We start from the raw sequence: 19,644 nt of genomic DNA on the forward strand, positions 1-19,644 counted from the left end.
TGCCGACCGTGCGGTGGCCGGGCGCTCACGTAGGCCCGGTCAGCTCGGTGACTCCATGACGCTGTCGATCACGCGGTCGATCGCTTCATGCCGCGGCAGGCCGGCGCCCCGGTGGTAGGCCTTGGCATAGCCGGTGCTGCCGAGCCGGTCCGCCAGGGTGGACACGAGCGAGCTCAGCTCCAGGTCGCCCCGGTCGAAGGTGCCGCGGATGACCTCGCTCATGCCGAGCGCGGTGGCCGCACCCGCCGGGTCGCCCTCGAGCGACAGCAGCCGGGCCAGGAGCTGGGCGGCCAGCGGAAGGTCCATGTTCGCCTGTGCCGCCCGGACGGCGCCGGGCAGCATCGCGCGCGCCCGTGTGGTGTCACCGGCAGTGAGGAGGTTCGTCGTCCTGGCAGGCAGCAGCAGGCTCTCGCTCGTCTCGGCAGGCAGGGACAACGCGCGGGCGACCCTCTCCAGCCGGTCGAGTTCTTGATCGGCTCGGTCGATCTCGCCGCAGCGGCGGTACAGCTCTGCCGAGCAGGCATGGACCTGGATCTCCAGCATGGGCTGACCGCGCTCCCATGCCGCCTGTTCCGCGCTCTGGAGGTCGTGCCTGGCTCCCTTCGGATCGCCGGCGCGCATGCGCTGCGTGGCGAGTCCCAGCCGGGATGAGATCTCCTCCTGCCAGGCGAGGCCTGTGCTGATCGAGATGCTGCGCTCGTAGTCGGCGACCGCTTCGTCGTGACGGCCCTCGATGGCATGGATCTGCGCCGTGCCGTTCAGCATCATCGCAGTCCAGCACCGGTCGCCCGCCTCCTCGAACGCGCGTAACGCCCTGGCCGCCGCGCTCGCGCCGCCCGTCCAGTCTCCACGGGTACGGCTGCGCAGCGCCTCGACCAGGTGGGTGTGGGCGATGGCCCAGCCGTCCGAGCCGTCCCGGACCCGGGTCATCTCCCGCTCGACCAGGTCGTCCAGGCCGGCCATGAGGGCCGCCGTCAGCGTCATGGTCAGCAGCATCGGATAGCGCGGCAGCGCGCCCGTCCTCGCACAGTCCTCGATGGCCGCCCGCAACCGCCCGGCGTCTCCTCCACCGGCCAGCAGGTGGATCGTGGTGAACGCGGCCCTGGCCGCCGGAGGCAGCGCGTCGCCGTACTCCAGCACCCTGGCCACGTAGACGTCGGCCCGGCCGTCGTAACGCAGCATGTCCCAGTACCAGTACAGCGGGGCGAGGATCCGGGCCGCCGCCTCGGCGTCGCCGTCGTCGATGGCCGCCTGGAGGGCGTACACGAAGTTGTCGTACTCGACGTCGAACAACCGCAGCGTCTCCACCTGCTGGGGCGAGCGCAGCAGCGGCTCGTGTCGCTCGGCCAGGCCGGCGTAGTGGCGCGTGAGCCTTCGCCGTACGGCTTCGCGCTCCTCGGCGGAGCGGAGGTCGTCGGCCGCGTAGGCCCGGATGCTCTCCAGCATCCGGTAGCCGTCACCGGCCCGCTCCACGATGGACTTGTCGACCAGGCCATCCAGCAGATAGGCGACCTCTCCCGCGGAGTCCTCCGAACACACCGCCTCGATCGGGCCGAGACCGGCCCTGGCCGGAAACATCGACATCCGGCGGGCGAGTGCCCGCTCTTGATCGGTGAGGAGGTCCCAGCTCCAGTCGATGACCGCACGTAGAGTCTGCTGCCGCGGCTGGGCCGTCCTGTTGCCGGCGCCGAGCAGCCGGAAGCGATCATCCAGCCGCCGGAGGAGCTCGTCGGCGTTCATCGTGCGCAGCCGCGCAGCCGCCAGCTCCAGCGCGAGCGGCAGGCCGTCCAGCCGGCGCACGATGTCCACCACCGGGCCCGCCGTCGATTCGTCCAGCGCGAAGCCGGGCCGTACAGCGACCGCCCGATCGAGGAACAGCCGTACCGCCGTCGCCTGCGCGGCGCGAAGGGGGTCGGCGTGTGCCGGGGGCAGGGCGAGCGGGGCCAGACGGCACAGCGCTTCACCGGTGACCTCCAGCGGCTGTCTGCTGGTGGTCAGGATGGTCAGGTTCGGCAGGCGCTCGAGCAACTGCCAGGCGAACTCGGCCACCGCTTGTGCGATCTGCTCCCAGTTGTCCAGCATGAGCACGCCCTCGCCACCGGCGAGCAGGGTCACCGATCGATCGAGCGGGGTCCCCGGCGGCAGGGCCTCTGTCGTGGTGATCGCGCCCAGCACCGCCTCGGGCAACCCGGCCGGCGTGTCCACCCCGGCCAGGGGGATGAGCCAGACCCGGCCGCGCCGATGGGCCCGATGCCGGCTCACCGCCTCCACGGCCAGGCGGGTCTTGCCCACTCCTCCGGGTCCTACGACTGTGACCAGCCGTGAGCTCTCCAACAGGCCGGCGAGCAGTTTCAGCTCCTGCTGGCGGCCGACGAAGCCGGTCAGCGGGGCCGGCAGCCGACCCGGTGCCGCCCGGGAGCGCTCCGACAGCTCACTCTCGCCGCGCAACACCGCCAGGTGCGTCCTGCGCAGCTCCTCGGATGGGTCGACGCCCAGTTCCTCGGCGAGCGTGCGGCGCACCTGTTCGTACAGGGCCAGAGCCTCGAACTGGCGGCCGGCGGCGTGCAACGCCCGCATCCTCAGGACGGCCAGCCGTTCGCGCAGCGGATGCGCCGCGGTCGCCGCCTCCAGCTCGGCCAGGATGTCGCCGGGGTTGCCCAGCAGCAGCTCCGCCTCGAACCAGTCCTCGGTGGCCGCGGCACGCAGCTCCTCCATGCGGGCGGCAGCCGTACCGGCGAAAGGAACGTCGAGCACGTCGGCCAGCGCGTCGCCCCGCCACAGCGTCAGCGCGTCGCCCAGCAGCGCGACCGCCTTCCTTCCGGCCCCGGCGGCCAGTGCGCCGCGGCCCTGCTTGGCCAGCTTCTCGAAGCGGTAGGCGTCGACGTCCTCGGCGCGTACGTGAAGACGGTATCCACCGGACGCCAGCTCCACGACCTCGTTCTCGCCCAACGCCCTCCGCAGCCGGTACACCAGCGCGTGCAGCGCTCTGACGCTCTGCCGCGGCGGGCGCTCGCCCCACAGCCCGTCGATGAGCGTGTCGACCGGCACCACCTGGCCACCGGCCAGCGTCAGCCTGGCCAGCAGCGCACGAACCCTGGTCCCGCCGACGTCGATCGACGCCCCGCCGTCGCCGTAGGCCCGGACCGGCCCCAGCACCTCAATCCGCATGGCCATCAGATTAGGAGGCGCCGCTTACAGCGACCGCGCCGCCTGTCGTAGCGCTGTAAGAGGGCTGTCATCGCCGACGCGCATCGTCGAGACCGTCAACGACGGCTCACCGAAAGGCGCGACATGACAGGCAAAGGGCATGAGAAGACGCAGCACGTGCTCGAGTGGGCGGTGGCCGAGCTCGAGATCCCCGGCATCGTCGCCGAGGTCAAGGACTCCGACGGCCTCTGGTTCGGTACCGCAGGAGTGGCCGACCTCACGACCGGGGCCCGGCGCGGGCCGGGGGAGTGCCTGCCCATCGGCAGCGCCGCCAAGGCCTTCACCGCCGCCGCCATCCTCACCCTGGAGGCCGAGGGCCGGTTGGACATCGAGGACCCGGTCAACAGATGGCTGCCCGGCCTGCTGAACGCCGGTGGCTACGACGGCGACAGGATCACCATCAGGCACCTGCTCAGCAACACCGGTGGCCTGTTCGCCACGGGTCTCGCCCCGGAGCTGGTGGCCGGCTATGCCAGCCGATCCCGATTCGCCGAGCATCGCTTCGATGTCTGGACCCTCGACGACCTGCTGCGGTTGACGGTGTCCCAGCCGCCGGTCGGTCAGCCCGGCGAGCGCTTCGTCTACGCCAACGGCGGCTTCTCCATCGCCCGTGCGATCATCGAGAAGGTCACCGGCCACACCTACGCCGACGAGGTCGAGCGCACGGTCATCCGGCCGCTCGGCCTGACCGCCACCTACGTGCGCCCGGAAGGCGAGACGGGGTACCGCGGTCCGCACCCGCGCGCGTACTCGACCCAGTTCTACAAGGACGGCGTCGACCCGGCGTCCGTCACCCCGGAGAACTGGGAGTCGATGATGGAGGAACCCGGGCTCGAACCCCTCGACGTCACCGAGTTCAACACCTCCTGGGAGACGGGGAACCTCGTCTCGACCACCGGCGACATGATCCGATTCGTCAACGCCGTGGCCGGCGGCGGCCTGCTGCCACCCGCGCAGCACCACAAGATGTGGACCACGGTCTCCACCGAGGGCGCCGGCTGGCTGCCGCACACCCGCTACGGCCTCGGCCTGTTCGAGCTCGACCGTGCGGTGACGGGCGGGCGTACCGTGTGCGGTGTGGCCGGCAGCTACTGGGGACACATGTTCTGCGCGCTGGGGACCTCCGACGGGGAGCACACCATCGCCTTCCACACCAACACCGAGGCGAAGAGCTGGGACCTCCTCTTCAAGATCGTTGAAGCGGAGTTCGGCATCACGATCGGCGCGTGAGCACGAGGCTCGTGCCGACCCCTGTACGGTCTCGTATGACCTCTCGCCCGTGACGTCCGCCTCGCATGAGGCCGTGATCGAGTGATCTCGATTCCCGTCTCTGTCACTCCGGTTGGTCACTGAGCGTAGAGGTCCCGGTGAGTGGTGATGAGCGGTCAACGGCGGCGGCTTCGATGCGTTCGAGCAGGGGTGGGCTCCAGTGGGTGCCGTAGGTGTCCTGCAGGCGTGGCAGTCGCCAGTCGTTGCCTGTGACGACGCCCCGGCACAAAGGCGTGTCACAACGGCAGGCCATCGACCACGCTTCGACGCCGGTGTGCGTGGCGTAGTCGATGGTGAGCTCCTCTCCTGGATCGACATCGCGTCGTGCGATCACCGTTGCTGCGTCGCGGTGCCAGAGAGTGGGGTCGCAGGAGTGGTTGCCGTAGCGCACCGGGTGAGCGGGATCGACAAGCAGGTGGATGCCTTCGGCGACGGTGAGGCTGCTGTAGGGCGGTGCGAGGCGGGCCAGAATCTCATCGGTGATGACGCGTCCGCCGAGCCGCATCACGACCTCGTCCTGTCGGATCTGCTCGATGGCGAACAGGCCGGTGCCGTGGATGGGGGAGTGCTGGGGCTGAGCGCTCGGGCTGAGCCAGCAGTCAGCCTCGTATGTCCCGCTCATGACCTCACGCACCGTCCTTCACGTCCGACGGGGACCCGCCGGTGAGCAGGTGGGGCCGGTACCGCACGTTCACGACCGCCGTGGGGTCGCCTTCGCCGACCCGGTGCAGGCGGACCGGCTCACCACCGGGGTTGTCGTAGAGCCGGATGCCGTCGCCGAGCAGGACCGGTGCGATGTGCAGGTCGATCTCGTCGATCAGGCCAGGGCGGGCTGACATCCCGGTGGTCATCCAGTCCATCTCGTGGTTCGGCCCTGCCACGAAGCCGTCCAGTGACATCGTGAAGTGCCAGAGCACCTTCCCGCCTGCGGTCTGCGGCTCGGTGTCGGTCATTCGTCGCCTCCTGCGATCTGCCTGCGGTTTGTGACGTTGCCGAAAGGAGAGGGCTCTGCCTGTCGCTCGGCTACGGTGCCGGTCTCCGTGCCCGGGCCGGGAGGTCACCCAGCCTGGCAGGGATCGGTACCTGCCGATAGGGTCCGATCCTGTGGGCCGATCGAGGACCAATTCGGGCCTGGCCGAGGACCTGCTCATCGAGCTGAACCGCGAGGCCGGGGTGCCGCTGCACCGGCAGATCGAGGCGTCCATCCGCGCCGGCATCCGGGCCGGACGGCTGCGAGCGGGCGCGTCGCTGCCGCCCAGCCGCACCCTCGCGGCCGGCCTCGGGGTCTCCCGCGGGGTGGTCGTGGAGGCCTACCAGCAGCTCGTCGCCGAGGGCTACCTCGCCAGCCGATCGGGGGGCTACACCCAGGTCGCCGCGTCGATGCCGCCGGCCGCCGACGGCGCGGGCTCCGCGGCTTCGACGGCGCAGCCGGCCGCGCGCGCAGCCGGCCTCAGGGTCGACTTCGGGTACGGGCGCACCGACGTGTCGCAGTTCCCGCGGGCCGCCTGGCTGCGCTCGGTTCGTAGCGTGCTCACCACCACGCCCAACGACCGGTTCGCCTACCTCGACGGGCGTGGCGTGCCGGAGCTGCACGTGGCCCTGTGCGACTACCTCAACCGGGTGCGCGGCACATCGTCCGTCCCGGGCAACGTGGTGATCTGCAGCGGCTACGGGCAGGGCATCGCGCTGCTGATCCAGGTGCTCGTCCGGCACGGCGCCAGGCGGATCGCCCTGGAGGACCCGTCGTCCAACGACGACGCCAGGGTGCTGGCCGCCGCCGCCGGTCTGGACGTGGTCGGCATCCCGGTGGGTCCGGACGGCGTGCAGGTCGATGCGCTCCATCGGGCCGACGCCGATGCGGTCGTGCTCACGCCGTCGCACCAGTGGCCCACCGGGGGAGTGCTGTCGGCCGCGGCGAGGGCCGAGGTGATCGGCTGGGCGAAGCGCCGCGGCGCGCTCGTGGTCGAGGACGATTACGACGCGGAGTACCGCTACGACCGGTCGCCGGTGGGCGCCATGCAGGGCCTGGCACCCGATCAGGTCGTCTACTGCGGTACGGCCAGCAAGACGCTCGCGCCGGGGTTGCGGCTCGGCTGGCTGGTCGTGCCTTCCCACCTGGTCGCCGACGTCGCCGCGGCGAAGGTGCTCGCCGACCGCGGTTCGCCGGTCATCGACCAGTTGACGTTCGCCGACTTCCTCACCCGCGGCGAGTTCGACCGCCACCTGCGCCGGATGCGTCCGGTGTACCGCCGCCGCCGCGACGCGCTGCTGGACGCCCTGCGCGCTCACCTGCCCGATCTGGAACCGGCCGGGATCGCCGCCGGGCAGCATGTGGTCGCCTGGCTCCCGCCCGACCTCGACGAGGCGGCGGTGGTGACGGCCGCAGCCCGGCACGGGCTCGGCATCCATGGCCTGGGCCCGTATCGGATCGCCGGCACCGGACCGGGCGGCCTCATCTTCGGCTACGCCATCCTCGGCGAGAGCGCCATCGCCGAGGGGGTCGCGCTGCTGGCGGCGGCCGTCCGGGAGGTACGGGGATCCTGATCACGCGCAGGCGCTCGGCCGGCGGCGCATCCAGGATCTGCGCATCAGTGTGCCGGGCGGATGTTCTGGTTCAGGTGGAACACGTTGGCCGGGTCGTAGGCGGTCTTCACCGAGGTCAGTCGGGCCAGCTTCGCGGCCGAGTACGCCCGCCGCAGGCCGCGCTGCCCATCGGCCAGTTCGTCGGCCGTCAGCGAGTTGACGTACACCCCACTCGCGTACGGCTCGAGCGACGCACCGGCGGCGCGGGCGGCGCCCATCCTGGCGTCGTCCTCGGCCGGGTCGCTCCAGCGGGAGCCGGCACCGAACTCGAACATCGTGCCGCGGTGGCTGAACGCCGCGTCTGCTTCAGGGACATCGGCGATCGCGCCGCCGTGCGCCTGCAGGCCGACGCCCGGCAGGTGCGGGCTCGCGCTCAGGTCGGCGCCGCCGCGCAGCAGGAACGCCTCGATCGCCGCGGCGGGGAATCGCCGCAGGTAGTGCGCCTGGGAATAGCGGCGGTAGGCGTGAGCGCCGGTGGAGTCCTCGCGTCGCTGAAGTTCGAGGTACGACGGGGTGGTGACGCGCGACGCGATCGGACGCCCGAGCGCCCGCATCGCGGGGAGCAGCCGGCTGCCCTCGGCCGGGTCGCCGACCCACACGAACCCCAGCGTGGCGATCGGGCCGGCGGGACCGCTGGTGACACTGGCGGTGAACGTCGCCTGTCGGGGCGCGACGGCGTTCAGGTCGCGCCAGCCCTCGATGACCGGGACGGCGTCCTCGGCGCGGAAGTCGAACTCGGCGAGCAGCGTCCTCGTGCCGGTGCGATGCAACTGGAACTCGAACTCGGTGACGATGCCGAAGTTGCCGCCACCGCCGCGCAGGCCCCAGAACAGGTCGGGGTTCTGGTCGCGGCTCGCGGTCACCACGTCCCCCTCGGCGGTGACCATCGTGTAGGAGACGACGTTGTCGCAGGCCAGGCCGTACTGGCGGGCCAGCCAGCCCATGCCGCCGCCGAGCGTGAGCCCGCCGACGCCGGTGTGCGAGACGTTGCCGGCGGTGGTGGCCAGGCCGTAGGCCTGGGACGCCCGGTCCAGCGCGCCGAGCAGCGCGCCGCCCTGCACCCGGGCCCGGCGGCGGGCCGGGTCGATCCGCACGCCGCCCATGGGCGTCAGGTCGATCATGAGACCTCCGTCGGGTACGGCGAAGCCTGCGACGTTGTGGCCGCCGCAGCGCACGCCGATCTCCAGGTCCAGTTCCCGGCCCATCCGCACGGCGGCGACCACGTCGGCGACGCCCGCCGCGCGCACGATCACGCGTGGTCGCCGGTCGATCATGGCGTTCCAGACAGTACGGGCGGTGTCGTAGCCGGCGTCGCCAGGCGTGAGGAGCCGGCCGGCCAAGCGAGTCGCTGTCGTTGTCATGCCTCTCAGCCTGACAGGAATCGGTACACCCGATAGGGTCCGATCCCGTAGGCCGAATGAGGACCAATTCGGCCCACCACTCCGAGGCGCGGGTCCGCCGACGGGTGGGCCGCGATCGAGCGGCCCGCCGGCGTTGATCACGGAATGGCGGTCAGATGACGCTGATCCTTATGTTGCGGAAGCAGACGCGCCCGGTATGGGCCTGCAGGCCGAGGTAGGCGGGCGCGTCAATGGTGGTCGGCAGGCCGCGGTCAGGATCGGTGTTGGTGAAGGTGGTGACCTGCCGGCCGTTGAGGATCACGGTGTAGTCCTGGCCGCGGACGCGGATCTCGTAGTCGTTCCACTTGCCGGGCGGCCTTGCCGGTGTCGCCGTGTAGGTCTGACGGTCGACTCCGTGGATGGCGCCGGTGCGGTGCATGTCGGCGCCGTCGGGCCGGGCCAGGTCGTCGATCTGGATCTCGAAGCCGAAGTCGACCGCCACCCAGGCGGAGTTGTCGTAGCCCTTACTGGTGGGATCGGGGAAGCGGATGAAGATCCCCGAGTTGTCGTCGGGGCGCGTCAGGCGGTACTGCAACCGCAAGGAGAAGTCGGTCGGGGTGGGGCGGGTGCACCACAGCAGGCCGAGGCCGTCGCCGGGGATGGACTGCAGCGCGCCGTCCACGATCTGGAATCGACCGGCGCCGGCCATCCGCCAGGCGCTCATGTCGGTGCCGTCGAACAGCACCTCGTGGTTGTCGGTGGCGACGAAACGGCGGGTGGGAGTGAGATGTTCGGCCAGCCGGCGGGCGAGCGCGACGCCTGTGAGCATCGGGTTGGGCGAGCCCAGCCGCGGGAACAGCGCAGGGCCCGCCGCGTAGGCGTTGTCCACCCCGTGCAGGCGGCAGTCCGCGGTGGTGACGGAGCCGGCCGGGTCGTCGCCGAGACGCAGAGTCCCGCCCTCATGATGGGTGGTGCCCAGTCCGTCGCGGCGGCGGATGAACGGCACCACGTCGCAGGGAGCCTGTCCGGCGGCCGCCGGGCGGAACGTCGTGCCGTCGAGGACCTCGAACGGTGACCCGTTGGCGAAGGCCAGGGCAGCGGCGTCGGCGCAGGCGTCCATCTCGTCCCACAGTTGCCTGTCGGCCTGGCTGGGCGACAGTTCTACCAGCGCGCGGGGGATCCCGTACTCGTCGAGTTCGGGATCCAGCCGGATCTGGTTGGCCGGGTTGTCGGGATCCATCTCACCGATCCCGCGCAAGGTGATGACCACGTGTGTGTCGCTGGCGGATTGGAACCGGTTGAACAGGTCGATGTCAGGGAGCTTCTTGAACAGCTCCGCCTCGGAGTCCGCACTGCGGGATCCGAGGCCGGCGGCCGTGATCTGCAGGTGGAAGAAGCGCTCGCGCCCGTCGGCGTCCACCGCGTGTCCCTTGAGAAGCAGGGCCGCGGCCATGAGCTCGTGTTCGGTGATCTGGCCCAGCGCCTCCCGTGGGATCCGGATGGTGAGGTTGGAGCGCAGGTGCGCCATCAGCCCGCTGCCGATCGGGCCGGTCCCCGGCAGGGCGTCGAAGGCGTGTAGCGCCAGCCGGGTGCTTTCGATCGTGCCCAGCGCGATCACGACCGCTCCGCCGGGCGGCAGCGGCACATACCCGTGGCTGGTCTGCACGCCTACGACCTCGCTGCCGCGGGTGTCCAGGCGCAGCACGTGACATCGAGGGACGATCATCAGCCGCTTGTCGGCGTCGTCTCCACCCGAGTCGGCCCAGGCGGCACGGGCGGCCTGCACCAGCAGCGGTCCTGCGCTGAACTTGTTGTTCGGGAAGAACCCGGGGCGCGTGCTGGCCTGCACGGCCAAAGGGGCCTCCAGCTTCAGCTGATCCGCCAGTTCCTGCGCGCCGCGCTCACCGGCGGCCTCTGGGTTCATGCCCAGCAGCTGACCCAGCTGCGCAGGTGAGGGGAGCCCGTCGCGCAGTGCCGGATGGTGGGGGAGCGCCCCCAGGTCCATCGCCCCGGGTACGCGTTGCCCGCGCACCGCCTCGTGCAGACGCTCCCGCAGGGCGTTGTGCAGCGGGCCGAAGATGAAGTCGTTGGTCTGGTCGACGCCGATCTGCTGGCTTGCCGTATCGAGCTGGCCGTCCTCCAGGTCGTCCACCAGCGCCTTCGGCCAGACCGTGGGTGACAGCTCCTCGGGCAGCGGCCGGGGCGCCCAGCCGCCCCAGTACAGCGACCGGCCTCCCACGCAGTAGGCCAGCCCCGGGAACGGCACCGGTGAGTGCCAGGCCAGTCCCCACACCTCGTTGCGTGCCACGTGCGCCTGCCCGGCTTGACGCAGCGCGGCGATGCTCGTGGCGGCGGGCACGTTCAGACCCAGCATCGGGAGGTTCTGGACCTGCTCGGGAAGCATGAAAGGGCCACCCTCGAGCACGAGGATCCGGTGGGTGCGCGAGACGTCGACGTTGAACATGTGCGCGGCCACCACCGCGCCGAAGCTGCCGCCTCCGATGACCACGACATCGAACGGGCGGGCGCCCGGCGTCGCCTGACTGTCTGTGCTGGCCATCGCCTCGGCCAGGGTGTTGCACACGTACCGTCCGAGGACATCACGCGAGAACTCGGTCACTTGGGTCTGCGTCGCCATGGGCGTCGCCTTTCGCCAGCGCCCGGCAACGATTCCGCAGCATCAGACGCATATCGACACTTTCCGTGACTAAGCTACCACAGTCAGTAATCGGAAGCTCAGGCCACGAGCGGGGCAGCCGCCGGCGGTCACGCCTGGGCCAGCATCGCCCGCACTCCGGGCCCCACCGCCGCGTGGAAGGCCGCGTCCAGTTCGGCGGGAGTGGCGGTGAGCTCCTCATCCACCCACCGTGACAGCAAGGCCATGAACGCCCCGACGACGCAGGTCACCACCAGCTCCAGCGATGTCGAGCGGCCCGCGCCCCGGGCGAGCAGTTCGTCGCGGATGAGGTCCTGCAGCAGCTGCTCGCCGTGGGCCATCACCACCCGGCCGCTGCGCCGCCCGAGCAGCGCCCGCACCAGGTCGCGCTGCTCGAGCACGTGCTCGAACATCGCCAGGCTGAAGGCGAACAGCGGGCCGTCGGCGCTGATCGGCGGGTGCAGGAAGGCGATCTCCGACAGGTTGGAGAACAACACCGCCTGCTTGCCGTCGAAGTGCGCGTAGAAGGTGGAGCGGCCGACGTCGGCGCGGTCGATGAGGTCGGTGACCGTGACCGCCTCATATCCCTTCTCCAAGATGAGCTCCACCAGCGCGCGCTGGATCGCCTGCCGGGTCCGCCGCACCCGCCTGTCGAGGTTTCCGGGCACTTCGCCACCCCCTGTTCGGTACCGCACAGCCGGCCGGAAGTGATTGTTGACCCCGCCACCGTAACGAACACATCATGCATTACCGAACAGGTTGTTCGAGAGGAGAGATCCATGGGACTGGGCAAGCTGCTGCACGATCACGCTGAGCACGCCGATGCCGGCGGGACGATCGATCGCCCACGCGCTTACGAACTCGCCGCGGAGATCGGCTTCCTGGGACGGCGGCGTGAGATCTTCACCCGGCTGGCCACGCTGTCCGGGGTCCGTCCGGGTGACCGGGTCCTCGACGTCGGCTGCGGCACCGGCTACCTGACCCGCATCCTGGCCCCCATCGTCGGTCCGGCCGGCCGGGTGACGGGCGTCGACGCGTCGGCGCCCATGGTCGAACACGCTCGTCGTCGCGCCCCGGGCAACTGCTCCTACCAGGTGGGCGAGGGCCAAGCGCTCGACCTGCCCGACGCGGGCTTCGACGTGGTGGTCTCCAGCCTGGCCGTCCACCACATCCCGGCCGCCGAGCGTGGTGCCGCCCTGCGGGAGATGTTCCGGGTGCTGCGGCCGGGTGGACGTCTGCTGATCGCCGAGTTCCGCCCGCCCACCAACCACCTGCTCGCCCATCTCGTCGGCATGGTGTCGGGCCCTGCGATGCGGCACAGCCCGCACGACCTGCTCGGCGACCTGATCCCGGCCGCCGGATTCCACGTCCAGGACGAGGGCGACCTGCCGGTCATGCTCTCCTACGTCCGGGCCTTGCGGCCCTCGACCTGACCGGCGTGACGATCAGGTCGACGGGAGAGCGCCCGACTCCTGTCAGATCCCTTCGCGACGTGGCCGGGCAGCAGCCCAGGCGCACAGCACCATGAGGACGGCGACCGCGCCGCCGAACGTCATGACCGCCGAGGGCGAGGCGGCGTCGACCACCACACCCCCGAGCAGGGCGCCGACGGCGATGGTCGCCTGGAAGGAGGAGGTGAACATGATGGTGGCCGCCTCCGTCGCGTGCGGCGCCGAGGCCGCGAACCAGGTCTGCGAGCAGACGGGCACCGCGCCGTAGGCCAGGCCCCACACCACCAGCAGTGCAAGCGCGCCCAGGTGGCTGGTCCCGAGCAGGGGCAGCAGCAGGGTCGCGCAGGCGATCAGGCCACCGCTCACGGCGAACGTCGCCCCGAGCGCACGCCTCGCCGTGGCTCCCGCGACGAAGTTGCCCGCGATGCCGGCGACGCCGTACACCAGCAGGAAGGCCGTGACCACGCCGGGGCCGGCGCCTGTGACCTGCTGCAGGAAGGGGGTCACATAGGTGTAGGTGCCGAAGTGGGCCAGCACGACCAGGAAGGTCAGCACCAGCCCCGCCCGCACGCCGCTGTCGCGCAGCAGCCCGGTCAGGACACTCAGCCTGGTCACGTGTTCGGCCGGCAGCGGCGGGAGCAGGACGGCCAGCGCCACGAGGATCGCGACGGTCAGCACCCCCATGATGACGAAGGTCGCCCGCCAGCCCGCCAGGTGCCCGACGAGAGTGCCCGCGGGCACGCCGAGCACGGAGCCCAGGGGGACCGCCGAGAAGATCACCGCGGTCGCGGTGCCGGCGTGCGCGGGTCGCACCAGGCGGGCGGCCAGGCCCGCGCCGATCGACCAGAACCCGCCGATGACCAGTCCGACCAGCACCCTGGACACCACCATGACCCCATAGGAGGTGGCGGCGGCGGCCAGGAAGTTGGCGACGGCGAGCAGGAGCATCAGCGCGCACAGCATGAAGCGCCTGTCGAGCCGTCCCGTCGCGACGGTGACGGCGGGGGCGGCGACCGCGGCCAGGATGCCCGGCATCGTCATCATCAGCCCCGCCGCCCCGTCGGAGATCTCGAAGTCAGAGCCGATGGAGGTCAGCAGGCCGATCGGCAGGATCTCCGCGGTGACGATCGAGAAGATTCCCAGCATCACCGAGACGACGGCCAGCCAGCCGATCAGCGGCGAGCGCACGGCGGAGAGGTCCCCGGCAGTGGTTGAGGTTGAAGTGGACACGTGCTCCACTTCAGCGGTTCAGGACCGTGGGGCGCTGGCGGGATTGAGACCTCACCGTCAGCGGGAGGACGGAGACGGCTGTCCCGATCGCGACAGAAAGGGCATTCTGGGGTGTCGTCGTGACACCTGGGAGCGGCCGATGCCCGAACCACTGCGCCTGGCGGGGCGCGCCGTCCACGAGATCCTGGACGGGCAGGCGGGCAGGCTCGCCCGCGAGCTGGTCCGCGGCTTCGTCGCCGAAATCCCCTTCTACAGGGAGTTACCCGACGAGGAGCTCACGAGCGACATCATCCAGATCACCGAGCTGAACCTGCGCCTGGTGGCCAGGCTGCTGCGTGAGCGGCGGGCGCCGACGACGGCCGAGCTGGCGCCGCTGCGCGCCTCGGCCGTCCGCAGAGCGCAGGAAGGAGTGCCGCTCGAGGCGATCCTGGCCGCCTACCATCGGGGCGCGGGCCGGATCTGGGACCACGTGCTGGCCGGGGCCGCCCCCGAGGACCTGGCCGACGCGCTGGCGGCCGGACGGCTGATGCTCGGCTACACCGAGGCCGTCACCGCCGCCGTCTGCGCGGCCTACCGGCACGAACGCGAGAGCCTCCTACGGCAGGAGCAGCACGCCAGACACGCCGCCATCTCCGCCCTGCTCAGCGGCGAACCGCAGGCCACCACCGGGATCAGGCTGTCAGCCCGCTACCTGGTGCTGTCGGTGACTCTGGACGCCCACCCGGACGAGCGCTCTGCCACGACCGCCGCGCGACGCAGGCTGCACCGCGTGCGCGAGGCGACGCAGAGGTTCTCCGCCGAGCCGGTGCTGTCGCTGCTCGACCTCACCGGCGGGCTGATCCTCGTGCCCGAGCTCACGTGGGACTCGGCGGGCGCGCTGGTCGCGGCGATCTGCGAGGCGGCGGGTGCGCAGGTACGCGCGGCGGGCGAGGTCGCGCCGCCCGAGCGGGTGGCGGCGGCGGCCAGGCTGACCCAGGAGGTGCTCGACGTGGTGCACCTGTTCCACCATCCGCCTGGCCTCTACCGGCTGGCCGACGTGCTGCTGGAGTATCAGCTGACCAGGCCGAGCGAGGCGGTGAGCGGCCTGGCCAGGCTGCTCGACCCGCTCACCGACAACCCCGACCTGCTCCAGACGCTCACCGTCTACCTGGAGACGGGCCTGGACAGGCGGCGGACGGCCGAGCGACTGCACGTGCACCCCAACACCGTCGACTACCGGCTGCGCAGGGCCGTCGCGCTGACCGGACTCGACCCCGTGGACCCCGCGCAGCTGCAGAGCATCGGCGCGGCGCTGGCCGCGCGCCGCGTCATGAACCGGCCGCGACAGGCTCCTCCTTCCTAGCCCTGAGCAGGAAGCCCGCGACCGCGGCGGTGAAGAACATGAGCACGCCGTAGGTCGCCGAGGGGATGGCCATCTGCGTGTTGGCGAGCAGACCCGCCGCCACGGTGATGGACAGCGTCGCGTTGTGGATGCCGATCTCCATGCAGGAGGCGATCGCCTGACGCCTGCCGACCCGCGCCAGCCTGGGCGCCCAGTAGCCAACGGCGAGGCTGACGACGCTGAACAGCAGCGTGATCAAGCCGACGTCGCGGATGTAGCCGCCGATGTTGTCGAGCTCCTGGAGCACCGAGGCGACGATCACCAGGGCCAGGATCACCGCCGAGGTGATCTTCACGGGGGTGTGCATGCGCTCGGCGAAGGCGGTGAACCTGGCCCTGGCCAGCATGCCGATCGCCACGGGCACCAGGACGATCGCGAACACCTGCACGCTCTTGTCGAACTGCAGCCCGAGCGTGCCCGCCTCGGCGCCGAAGAAGCCGATCGACAGGTTGGTGATCAGCGGCAGCGTGAAGACGGCCAGCACGGAGTTGATCGCGGTGAGCGTCACGTTGAGCGCCACGTCCCCGCCGAACAGATGGCTGTAGAGATTGGCGGTGGTCCCGCCGGGCGAGGCGGCCAGCAGCATCATGCCGACGGCGAGCACCGGCGGCAGCCCGAACAGCAGGACGAGTGCGAGGCACACGGCCGGCAGCACGAGCACCTGGCAGGCCAGCGCGATGACGCTGGCCTTCGGGTACTGCAGCACGCGGCGGAAGTCGGCGGGCGCCAGCCCGAGTCCGAGACCGAACATGATGACGGCCAGGGCGATGGGCAGCAGGACAGCGGCAAGGCTCATGGGGGGTTCCTGTCGTTAGCGGCGGAAGGGGCCGGTGACCTCGTAGGTGATGCCGCCCGTGCCCGCCGTCTCGCCGCTGGTGCCGCGTTGGGAGGAGAAGTACAGGCGGGAGCCGTCGGGGGAGAAGGCGGGGCCGGTGATCTCCGATCTGCTGTGGCCGTCGAGGCGGAGCACGGGCGCGACGACGCCGTCGGGCGTGATGATGTTGATCTCCATGTTTCCGCCGTCCTCGGCCACGTAGAGGTCGCCCGCGCGGGTGCCGGTGATGTTGTCGACGCCGTCGAGCGTGCCGCCGCCGCCGTAGATCGAACCCAGTGTGCCCGTCCGCGCGTCGTAGGCCCAGACCTTGCGATCTCCCTTGGCGGTGAAGTAGCAGACGCCGCCCGCGTAGTGGCAGCCCTCGCCGCCGTCGAAGTGCAGGGCCTGGCTCACCTGGTGGCGGGTCTGCCGCTGCAGCACGCCCGGCGTCGGGTCGGGGACTTCACGCCAGACAGGTCCCTCGCACAGCACCTCGAGGCGGCCGCTCGACAGCTCGCCCCAGGTCGTGGGGCGGAAGCGGTAGAAGCAGCCGTCCTGCTCGTCCTCGGTCAGGTAGACGACGCGATGGTCGGGATCGCAGGCGGCGGCCTCGTGCTTGAACCTGCCCATCGCGTTGCGCGGCTGCGCGGGGCGGGCGCCGTACGGGTCGGTCTCGTAGACCTTGCCGCGGAAGATCTCCTCGCACGACAGCCAGGTGCCCCACGGGGTGGCGCCGCCGGCGCAGTTGAGGTTGGTGCCGCTGAGGATGCGGTAGGCCCGCGTGATCGAGCCGTCGGCGGCGAACCTGATCGCCGAGGCGCCGCCGGCGAGCGGGATCTCGGAGTTGGAGACGTAGATCCAGCCGGTGCCGTCGGGGAAGCAGGCGCCCCCGTCGGGCGCGGGGTGCCACAGCAGGCCGCCGACCGGCCGGCCCGACCTGGCCACGATCCTGCTGGTGAAGCCGGACGGCAGGGCGACGCCGTTGGCGTCGGCGGGGCCGAGCGGGCCGTACGGGCTCGCACCGGCGGCGGCCATGGCGGCCTCCTGCCAGAGGGAGCCGGACAAGGCGGCGGCGGACACGGTCAGGAGGAAGGCACGTCGCTGCATGGCACACACCCTGAGGGGGGCTCGCGCATCTGTGAACTGGGCCAGGTGGCAAACCGGGGCGGCCATTGCTGTGACCCGTCACAAAGGCATGGTGTCGCGGTGAGGGGCGTCCCTGCGATCCTGGCAGGGGGCAGCCGCTGACCCACCCCCACGCGGCTCGCGTTTCCGCAGATCAACCAGAATCTGTCGGAAGTGCGGCGCATACGGCCTCGGCGATCTGTCAGGAGGCGGGTTCCGCCTGGCGGGCGTATCTGGGCAGAAGGAAGCCGGCCAGGAAGGTCAGCGCGATCATCGCGGCGACAGTCCAGAGCGCGTCGGAGATCGCGGCGGGGCCGGCGCTGAGCCCGCTGAAGAACACGGTCCCGAGTACGGCTGTTCCCAGTGCGCCGCCGACCTGCTGCAGGGTGGTGAGGGTGCCGGAGGCGGAGCCGGTCTCGTGCGGGTCGACACCGGCCAGCACGATGTCGAAGTAGGGTCCCATGACCAGCCCGGCCCCGATCCCGGTGATGAGCAGCGCCGGAGCGAGCTGCCAGAATCCGGCCTGCGAGTCCAGCGCCGGCACCAGGCCCAGGACGCCGGCGGTCATCGTCACGGCTCCGGCGTGCAAGACCTTCCGGCCATGACGCATGACTGCCTGGACCACGCCCATGCCGACGGCCATGCCGACGGACAGGGGTATGCCCGCCACGGCGGCCCGCAGCGGGCTGAAGCCGAGGCCGAGTTGGAGGTGCAGGTTGAAGACCAGGCCGAACCCGGAGAAGGCGGCGAAGTAGATCGTCCCGGTGGCCATGCCGCCGAGGAAGGCTCGCTTGCGGAACAGACTGGGCATGATCAGAGGGTCGCCGCCGCTGCGGCTCTTGCGCACCTCGTGCCATCCGAAGGCGGTGAACACCGCGACGGAGGCCGCCACCATCGCGAAGGTCCAGGCCGGCCAGCCGTACTCGCGGCCTTGTACCAGCGGGAAGATCAGCAGCAGTGCTCCGCCGGAGGCGAGGACCGCGCCGGGCAGGTCGAGCCGGACTCCTGGGGCCGGACGGCCGGCAGGCAGGAACGCGATCGCGGCGATGAGGAGCGCCAAGCCGATGGGCAGGTTGATCAGGAAGATCATGCGCCAGCCGGTGCCGAGAAGGTCGGCGTCGACCAGCCACCCCGCCAAGGTCGGGCCGCCCACCGACGACAGCCCCATGACCGGGCCCATCGCACCGAAGGCCGCCTGCAGTTCCCTGGGCGGGAACATCTCCTTCAGCATGCCGAGCCCCTGCGGGATCATGCAGGCCCCGAACAGGCCCTGCATCGCCCGAGCGGCGATCATCACCTCCGGCCCGGTCGCGGCCGCGCACAGCAGGGAGCCGGCCACGAAGCCGCCGGCACCGATGAGGAACATGCGCCGTCGACCGGCGATGTCGCCCAGCCTGCCGCCGACCAGCAGGCCGGCGGTCATGGCCAGGGCGTAGGCCACCCCCAGCCATTGGATCAGGGAGGTGCCGCCGCCGAGTTCGGCTCGGATGGTAGGGCCGGCGATGCTGGTGACGGTGGAGTCCAGCATTTCCATCACCGAGCCGGCGAGGATCACCGCCAGAGCCGGCCACCGTCGGCGGTAGGGCGCGAGGGCGGCCGGGGGCGTCGCCGGCAGTGTCAGGGGGTCGGTCATCAAAGAGTTCCCATACTGTGCGAAGGAGGGGCGTCCCGTCCGAGGAGGAGAGAGGACGCCCAGGCAGGTGGGTGACGGTCAGCGGAAGTCGGCGAGGTGGTCGCGGGCCCATTCGGCGTAGCCGCGCGGGGCGCGGCCGGTGACCTGCTCCACGTCCGGCCAGACCCGCATCAGCGCCGACCAGTCCTGCTCGGCGTAGCCGTCGGCGCCGCCGGCTGCCTCGCCGCCGTACTCGACGAAGCCCAGCATGAGGTCGGCCGACTCGGCGGCGAACCCTCCCTGGGCCTTCATCAGCTCACGGGCACGCTCGCGACTGACCTCCTCATAGCGGACGGGTTCGCCGAGCGCCTCGGCGATGGCCGCGACCTGCTCGCGCACGGTGACCAGGCCGGGCCCCGTCAGGGTGTAGGCCCTGCCGTGGTGACCGTCCTCCAGCAGCGCGGCCACCGCGACGGCGGCGATGTCGGCCTCGTGGATCAGGTTCATCGGCTCGTCGGCGAAGGGGTAGCGCACCACCCGCTCGGCCCGGATGGACGGCGCCCAGATCTGCAGCATGTTCGTCATGAACCCGCACGGCCGCACGTGCGTCCACTCCATCCCGGACTCCTCGACCGCCTGCTCCACCGGGTTGGTGTGCAGGCCCGCGGTCACCGACGCCGCCGACAGCACCACGATGCGCCGTACCCCCGCCTGCCTGGCCAGCGTGACGACCTCGCGCGCGCTGTCGGCCACCGAGAACAGGTACATCTGTTCCACGCCCTCCAGCGCGGCGGCCATGCCGGCGGGCGCGGTCAGATCTCCCTCGACGACCTCCACCTGCGGCGGCAGCTGGGCCGCCGCGGGGTTGCGGGTCAGCGCCCGTACGCTCACACCCGCCTGCACGAGCTGGTCCACCACGTGGCGGCCGACGATTCCCGTCGCCCCAGTGACCAAGATCTTCATGTGCGTTCCTTCC

At 71.2% G+C, this 19,644-nt stretch carries 15 protein-coding genes; 4 read left to right on the forward strand and 11 right to left on the reverse strand.

Translation table 11 applies throughout. The annotated features are described in order from the left end of the window. Window positions 1-39: 39 nt before the first annotated feature. Complete coding sequence (locus FHR33_RS03840; RefSeq protein WP_183643564.1) at window positions 40-3,168, reverse strand: AfsR/SARP family transcriptional regulator; 3,129 nt, start codon at window positions 3,166-3,168, stop codon at window positions 40-42. 123 nt (window positions 3,169-3,291) lie between these two features. On the opposite strand from FHR33_RS03840, the gene FHR33_RS03845 reads away from it, so the two are divergent. Beyond that, the gene (locus tag FHR33_RS03845; RefSeq protein WP_183643567.1) at window positions 3,292-4,437 is read left to right on the forward strand and encodes a serine hydrolase domain-containing protein; all 1,146 of its coding nucleotides are present in this window, start codon (window positions 3,292-3,294) and stop codon (window positions 4,435-4,437) included. 103 nt (window positions 4,438-4,540) lie between these two features. Here FHR33_RS03845 and FHR33_RS03850 read toward each other — a convergent pair whose 3' ends face one another. Continuing rightward, on the reverse strand, window positions 4,541-5,098 hold the full coding sequence (locus tag FHR33_RS03850; protein WP_183643570.1) for an SET domain-containing protein: 558 nt from the start codon (window positions 5,096-5,098) through the stop codon (window positions 4,541-4,543). Between the two features lie 4 nt (window positions 5,099-5,102). Continuing rightward, a complete protein-coding gene (locus FHR33_RS03855) occupies window positions 5,103-5,429 on the reverse strand; it encodes a dihydrofolate reductase family protein (protein WP_183643573.1) in 327 nt (108 codons plus the stop codon). 151 nt (window positions 5,430-5,580) lie between these two features. Between FHR33_RS03855 and pdxR the strand changes: the two genes are divergently transcribed. Then, entirely contained in the window at window positions 5,581-7,020 is a 1,440-nt protein-coding gene (gene pdxR, locus FHR33_RS03860) for a MocR-like pyridoxine biosynthesis transcription factor PdxR (RefSeq protein ID WP_183643576.1), read from the forward strand. A 44-nt stretch (window positions 7,021-7,064) separates the two neighbouring features. Here pdxR and FHR33_RS03865 read toward each other — a convergent pair whose 3' ends face one another. From FHR33_RS03865 to FHR33_RS51550, 3 genes are all read right to left on the reverse strand, one after another. Beyond that, on the reverse strand, window positions 7,065-8,420 hold the full coding sequence (locus FHR33_RS03865) for an FAD-binding oxidoreductase (RefSeq protein ID WP_183643579.1): 1,356 nt from the start codon (window positions 8,418-8,420) through the stop codon (window positions 7,065-7,067). A gap of 151 nt (window positions 8,421-8,571) precedes the next feature. Further along, window positions 8,572-11,037: a 3-keto-alpha-glucoside-1,2-lyase-like domain-containing protein gene (locus FHR33_RS03870; protein WP_183643582.1), complete on the reverse strand. Its 2,466-nt coding sequence runs from the start codon at window positions 11,035-11,037 to the stop codon at window positions 8,572-8,574. Window positions 11,038-11,165: 128 nt separating this feature from the next. Beyond that, the gene (locus tag FHR33_RS51550) at window positions 11,166-11,723 is read right to left on the reverse strand and encodes a TetR/AcrR family transcriptional regulator (RefSeq protein WP_183643584.1); all 558 of its coding nucleotides are present in this window, start codon (window positions 11,721-11,723) and stop codon (window positions 11,166-11,168) included. A gap of 111 nt (window positions 11,724-11,834) precedes the next feature. Between FHR33_RS51550 and FHR33_RS03880 the strand changes: the two genes are divergently transcribed. Continuing rightward, window positions 11,835-12,488 carry a class I SAM-dependent methyltransferase gene (locus FHR33_RS03880; RefSeq protein ID WP_183643587.1) on the forward strand — a complete coding sequence of 218 codons (654 nt, stop codon included), beginning with the start codon at window positions 11,835-11,837 and terminating at the stop codon, window positions 12,486-12,488. Between the two features lie 42 nt (window positions 12,489-12,530). Here FHR33_RS03880 and FHR33_RS03885 read toward each other — a convergent pair whose 3' ends face one another. Next, window positions 12,531-13,694: an MFS transporter gene (locus FHR33_RS03885; protein WP_312895352.1), complete on the reverse strand. Its 1,164-nt coding sequence runs from the start codon at window positions 13,692-13,694 to the stop codon at window positions 12,531-12,533. 181 nt (window positions 13,695-13,875) lie between these two features. Between FHR33_RS03885 and FHR33_RS03890 the strand changes: the two genes are divergently transcribed. Then, the gene (locus FHR33_RS03890; protein WP_183643590.1) at window positions 13,876-15,078 is read left to right on the forward strand and encodes a PucR family transcriptional regulator; all 1,203 of its coding nucleotides are present in this window, start codon (window positions 13,876-13,878) and stop codon (window positions 15,076-15,078) included. Here the strand turns inward: FHR33_RS03890 and FHR33_RS03895 are convergent. The 4 genes from FHR33_RS03895 to FHR33_RS03910 all read right to left on the reverse strand — a co-directional run bounded on the left by FHR33_RS03895 (window position 15,044) and on the right by FHR33_RS03910 (window position 19,631). Continuing rightward, complete coding sequence (locus FHR33_RS03895; protein WP_183643593.1) at window positions 15,044-15,913, reverse strand: bile acid:sodium symporter family protein; 870 nt, start codon at window positions 15,911-15,913, stop codon at window positions 15,044-15,046. The two genes, FHR33_RS03890 and FHR33_RS03895, sit on opposite strands and share 35 nt — an antisense overlap. Window positions 15,914-15,928: 15 nt before the next feature. Further along, window positions 15,929-17,038, reverse strand: coding sequence for an alkaline phosphatase PhoX (locus tag FHR33_RS03900; RefSeq protein WP_183643596.1), 1,110 nt, complete (start codon window positions 17,036-17,038; stop codon window positions 15,929-15,931). Window positions 17,039-17,258: 220 nt separating this feature from the next. Then, window positions 17,259-18,689, reverse strand: coding sequence for an MFS transporter (locus FHR33_RS03905; protein ID WP_183643599.1), 1,431 nt, complete (start codon window positions 18,687-18,689; stop codon window positions 17,259-17,261). A gap of 78 nt (window positions 18,690-18,767) precedes the next feature. Beyond that, complete coding sequence (locus FHR33_RS03910) at window positions 18,768-19,631, reverse strand: SDR family oxidoreductase (RefSeq protein WP_183643601.1); 864 nt, start codon at window positions 19,629-19,631, stop codon at window positions 18,768-18,770. Between the last annotated feature and the right edge of the window lie 13 nt (window positions 19,632-19,644).

This window comes from Nonomuraea dietziae, assembly GCF_014195505.1.
Lineage (GTDB): Bacteria > Actinomycetota > Actinomycetes > Streptosporangiales > Streptosporangiaceae > Nonomuraea > Nonomuraea roseola.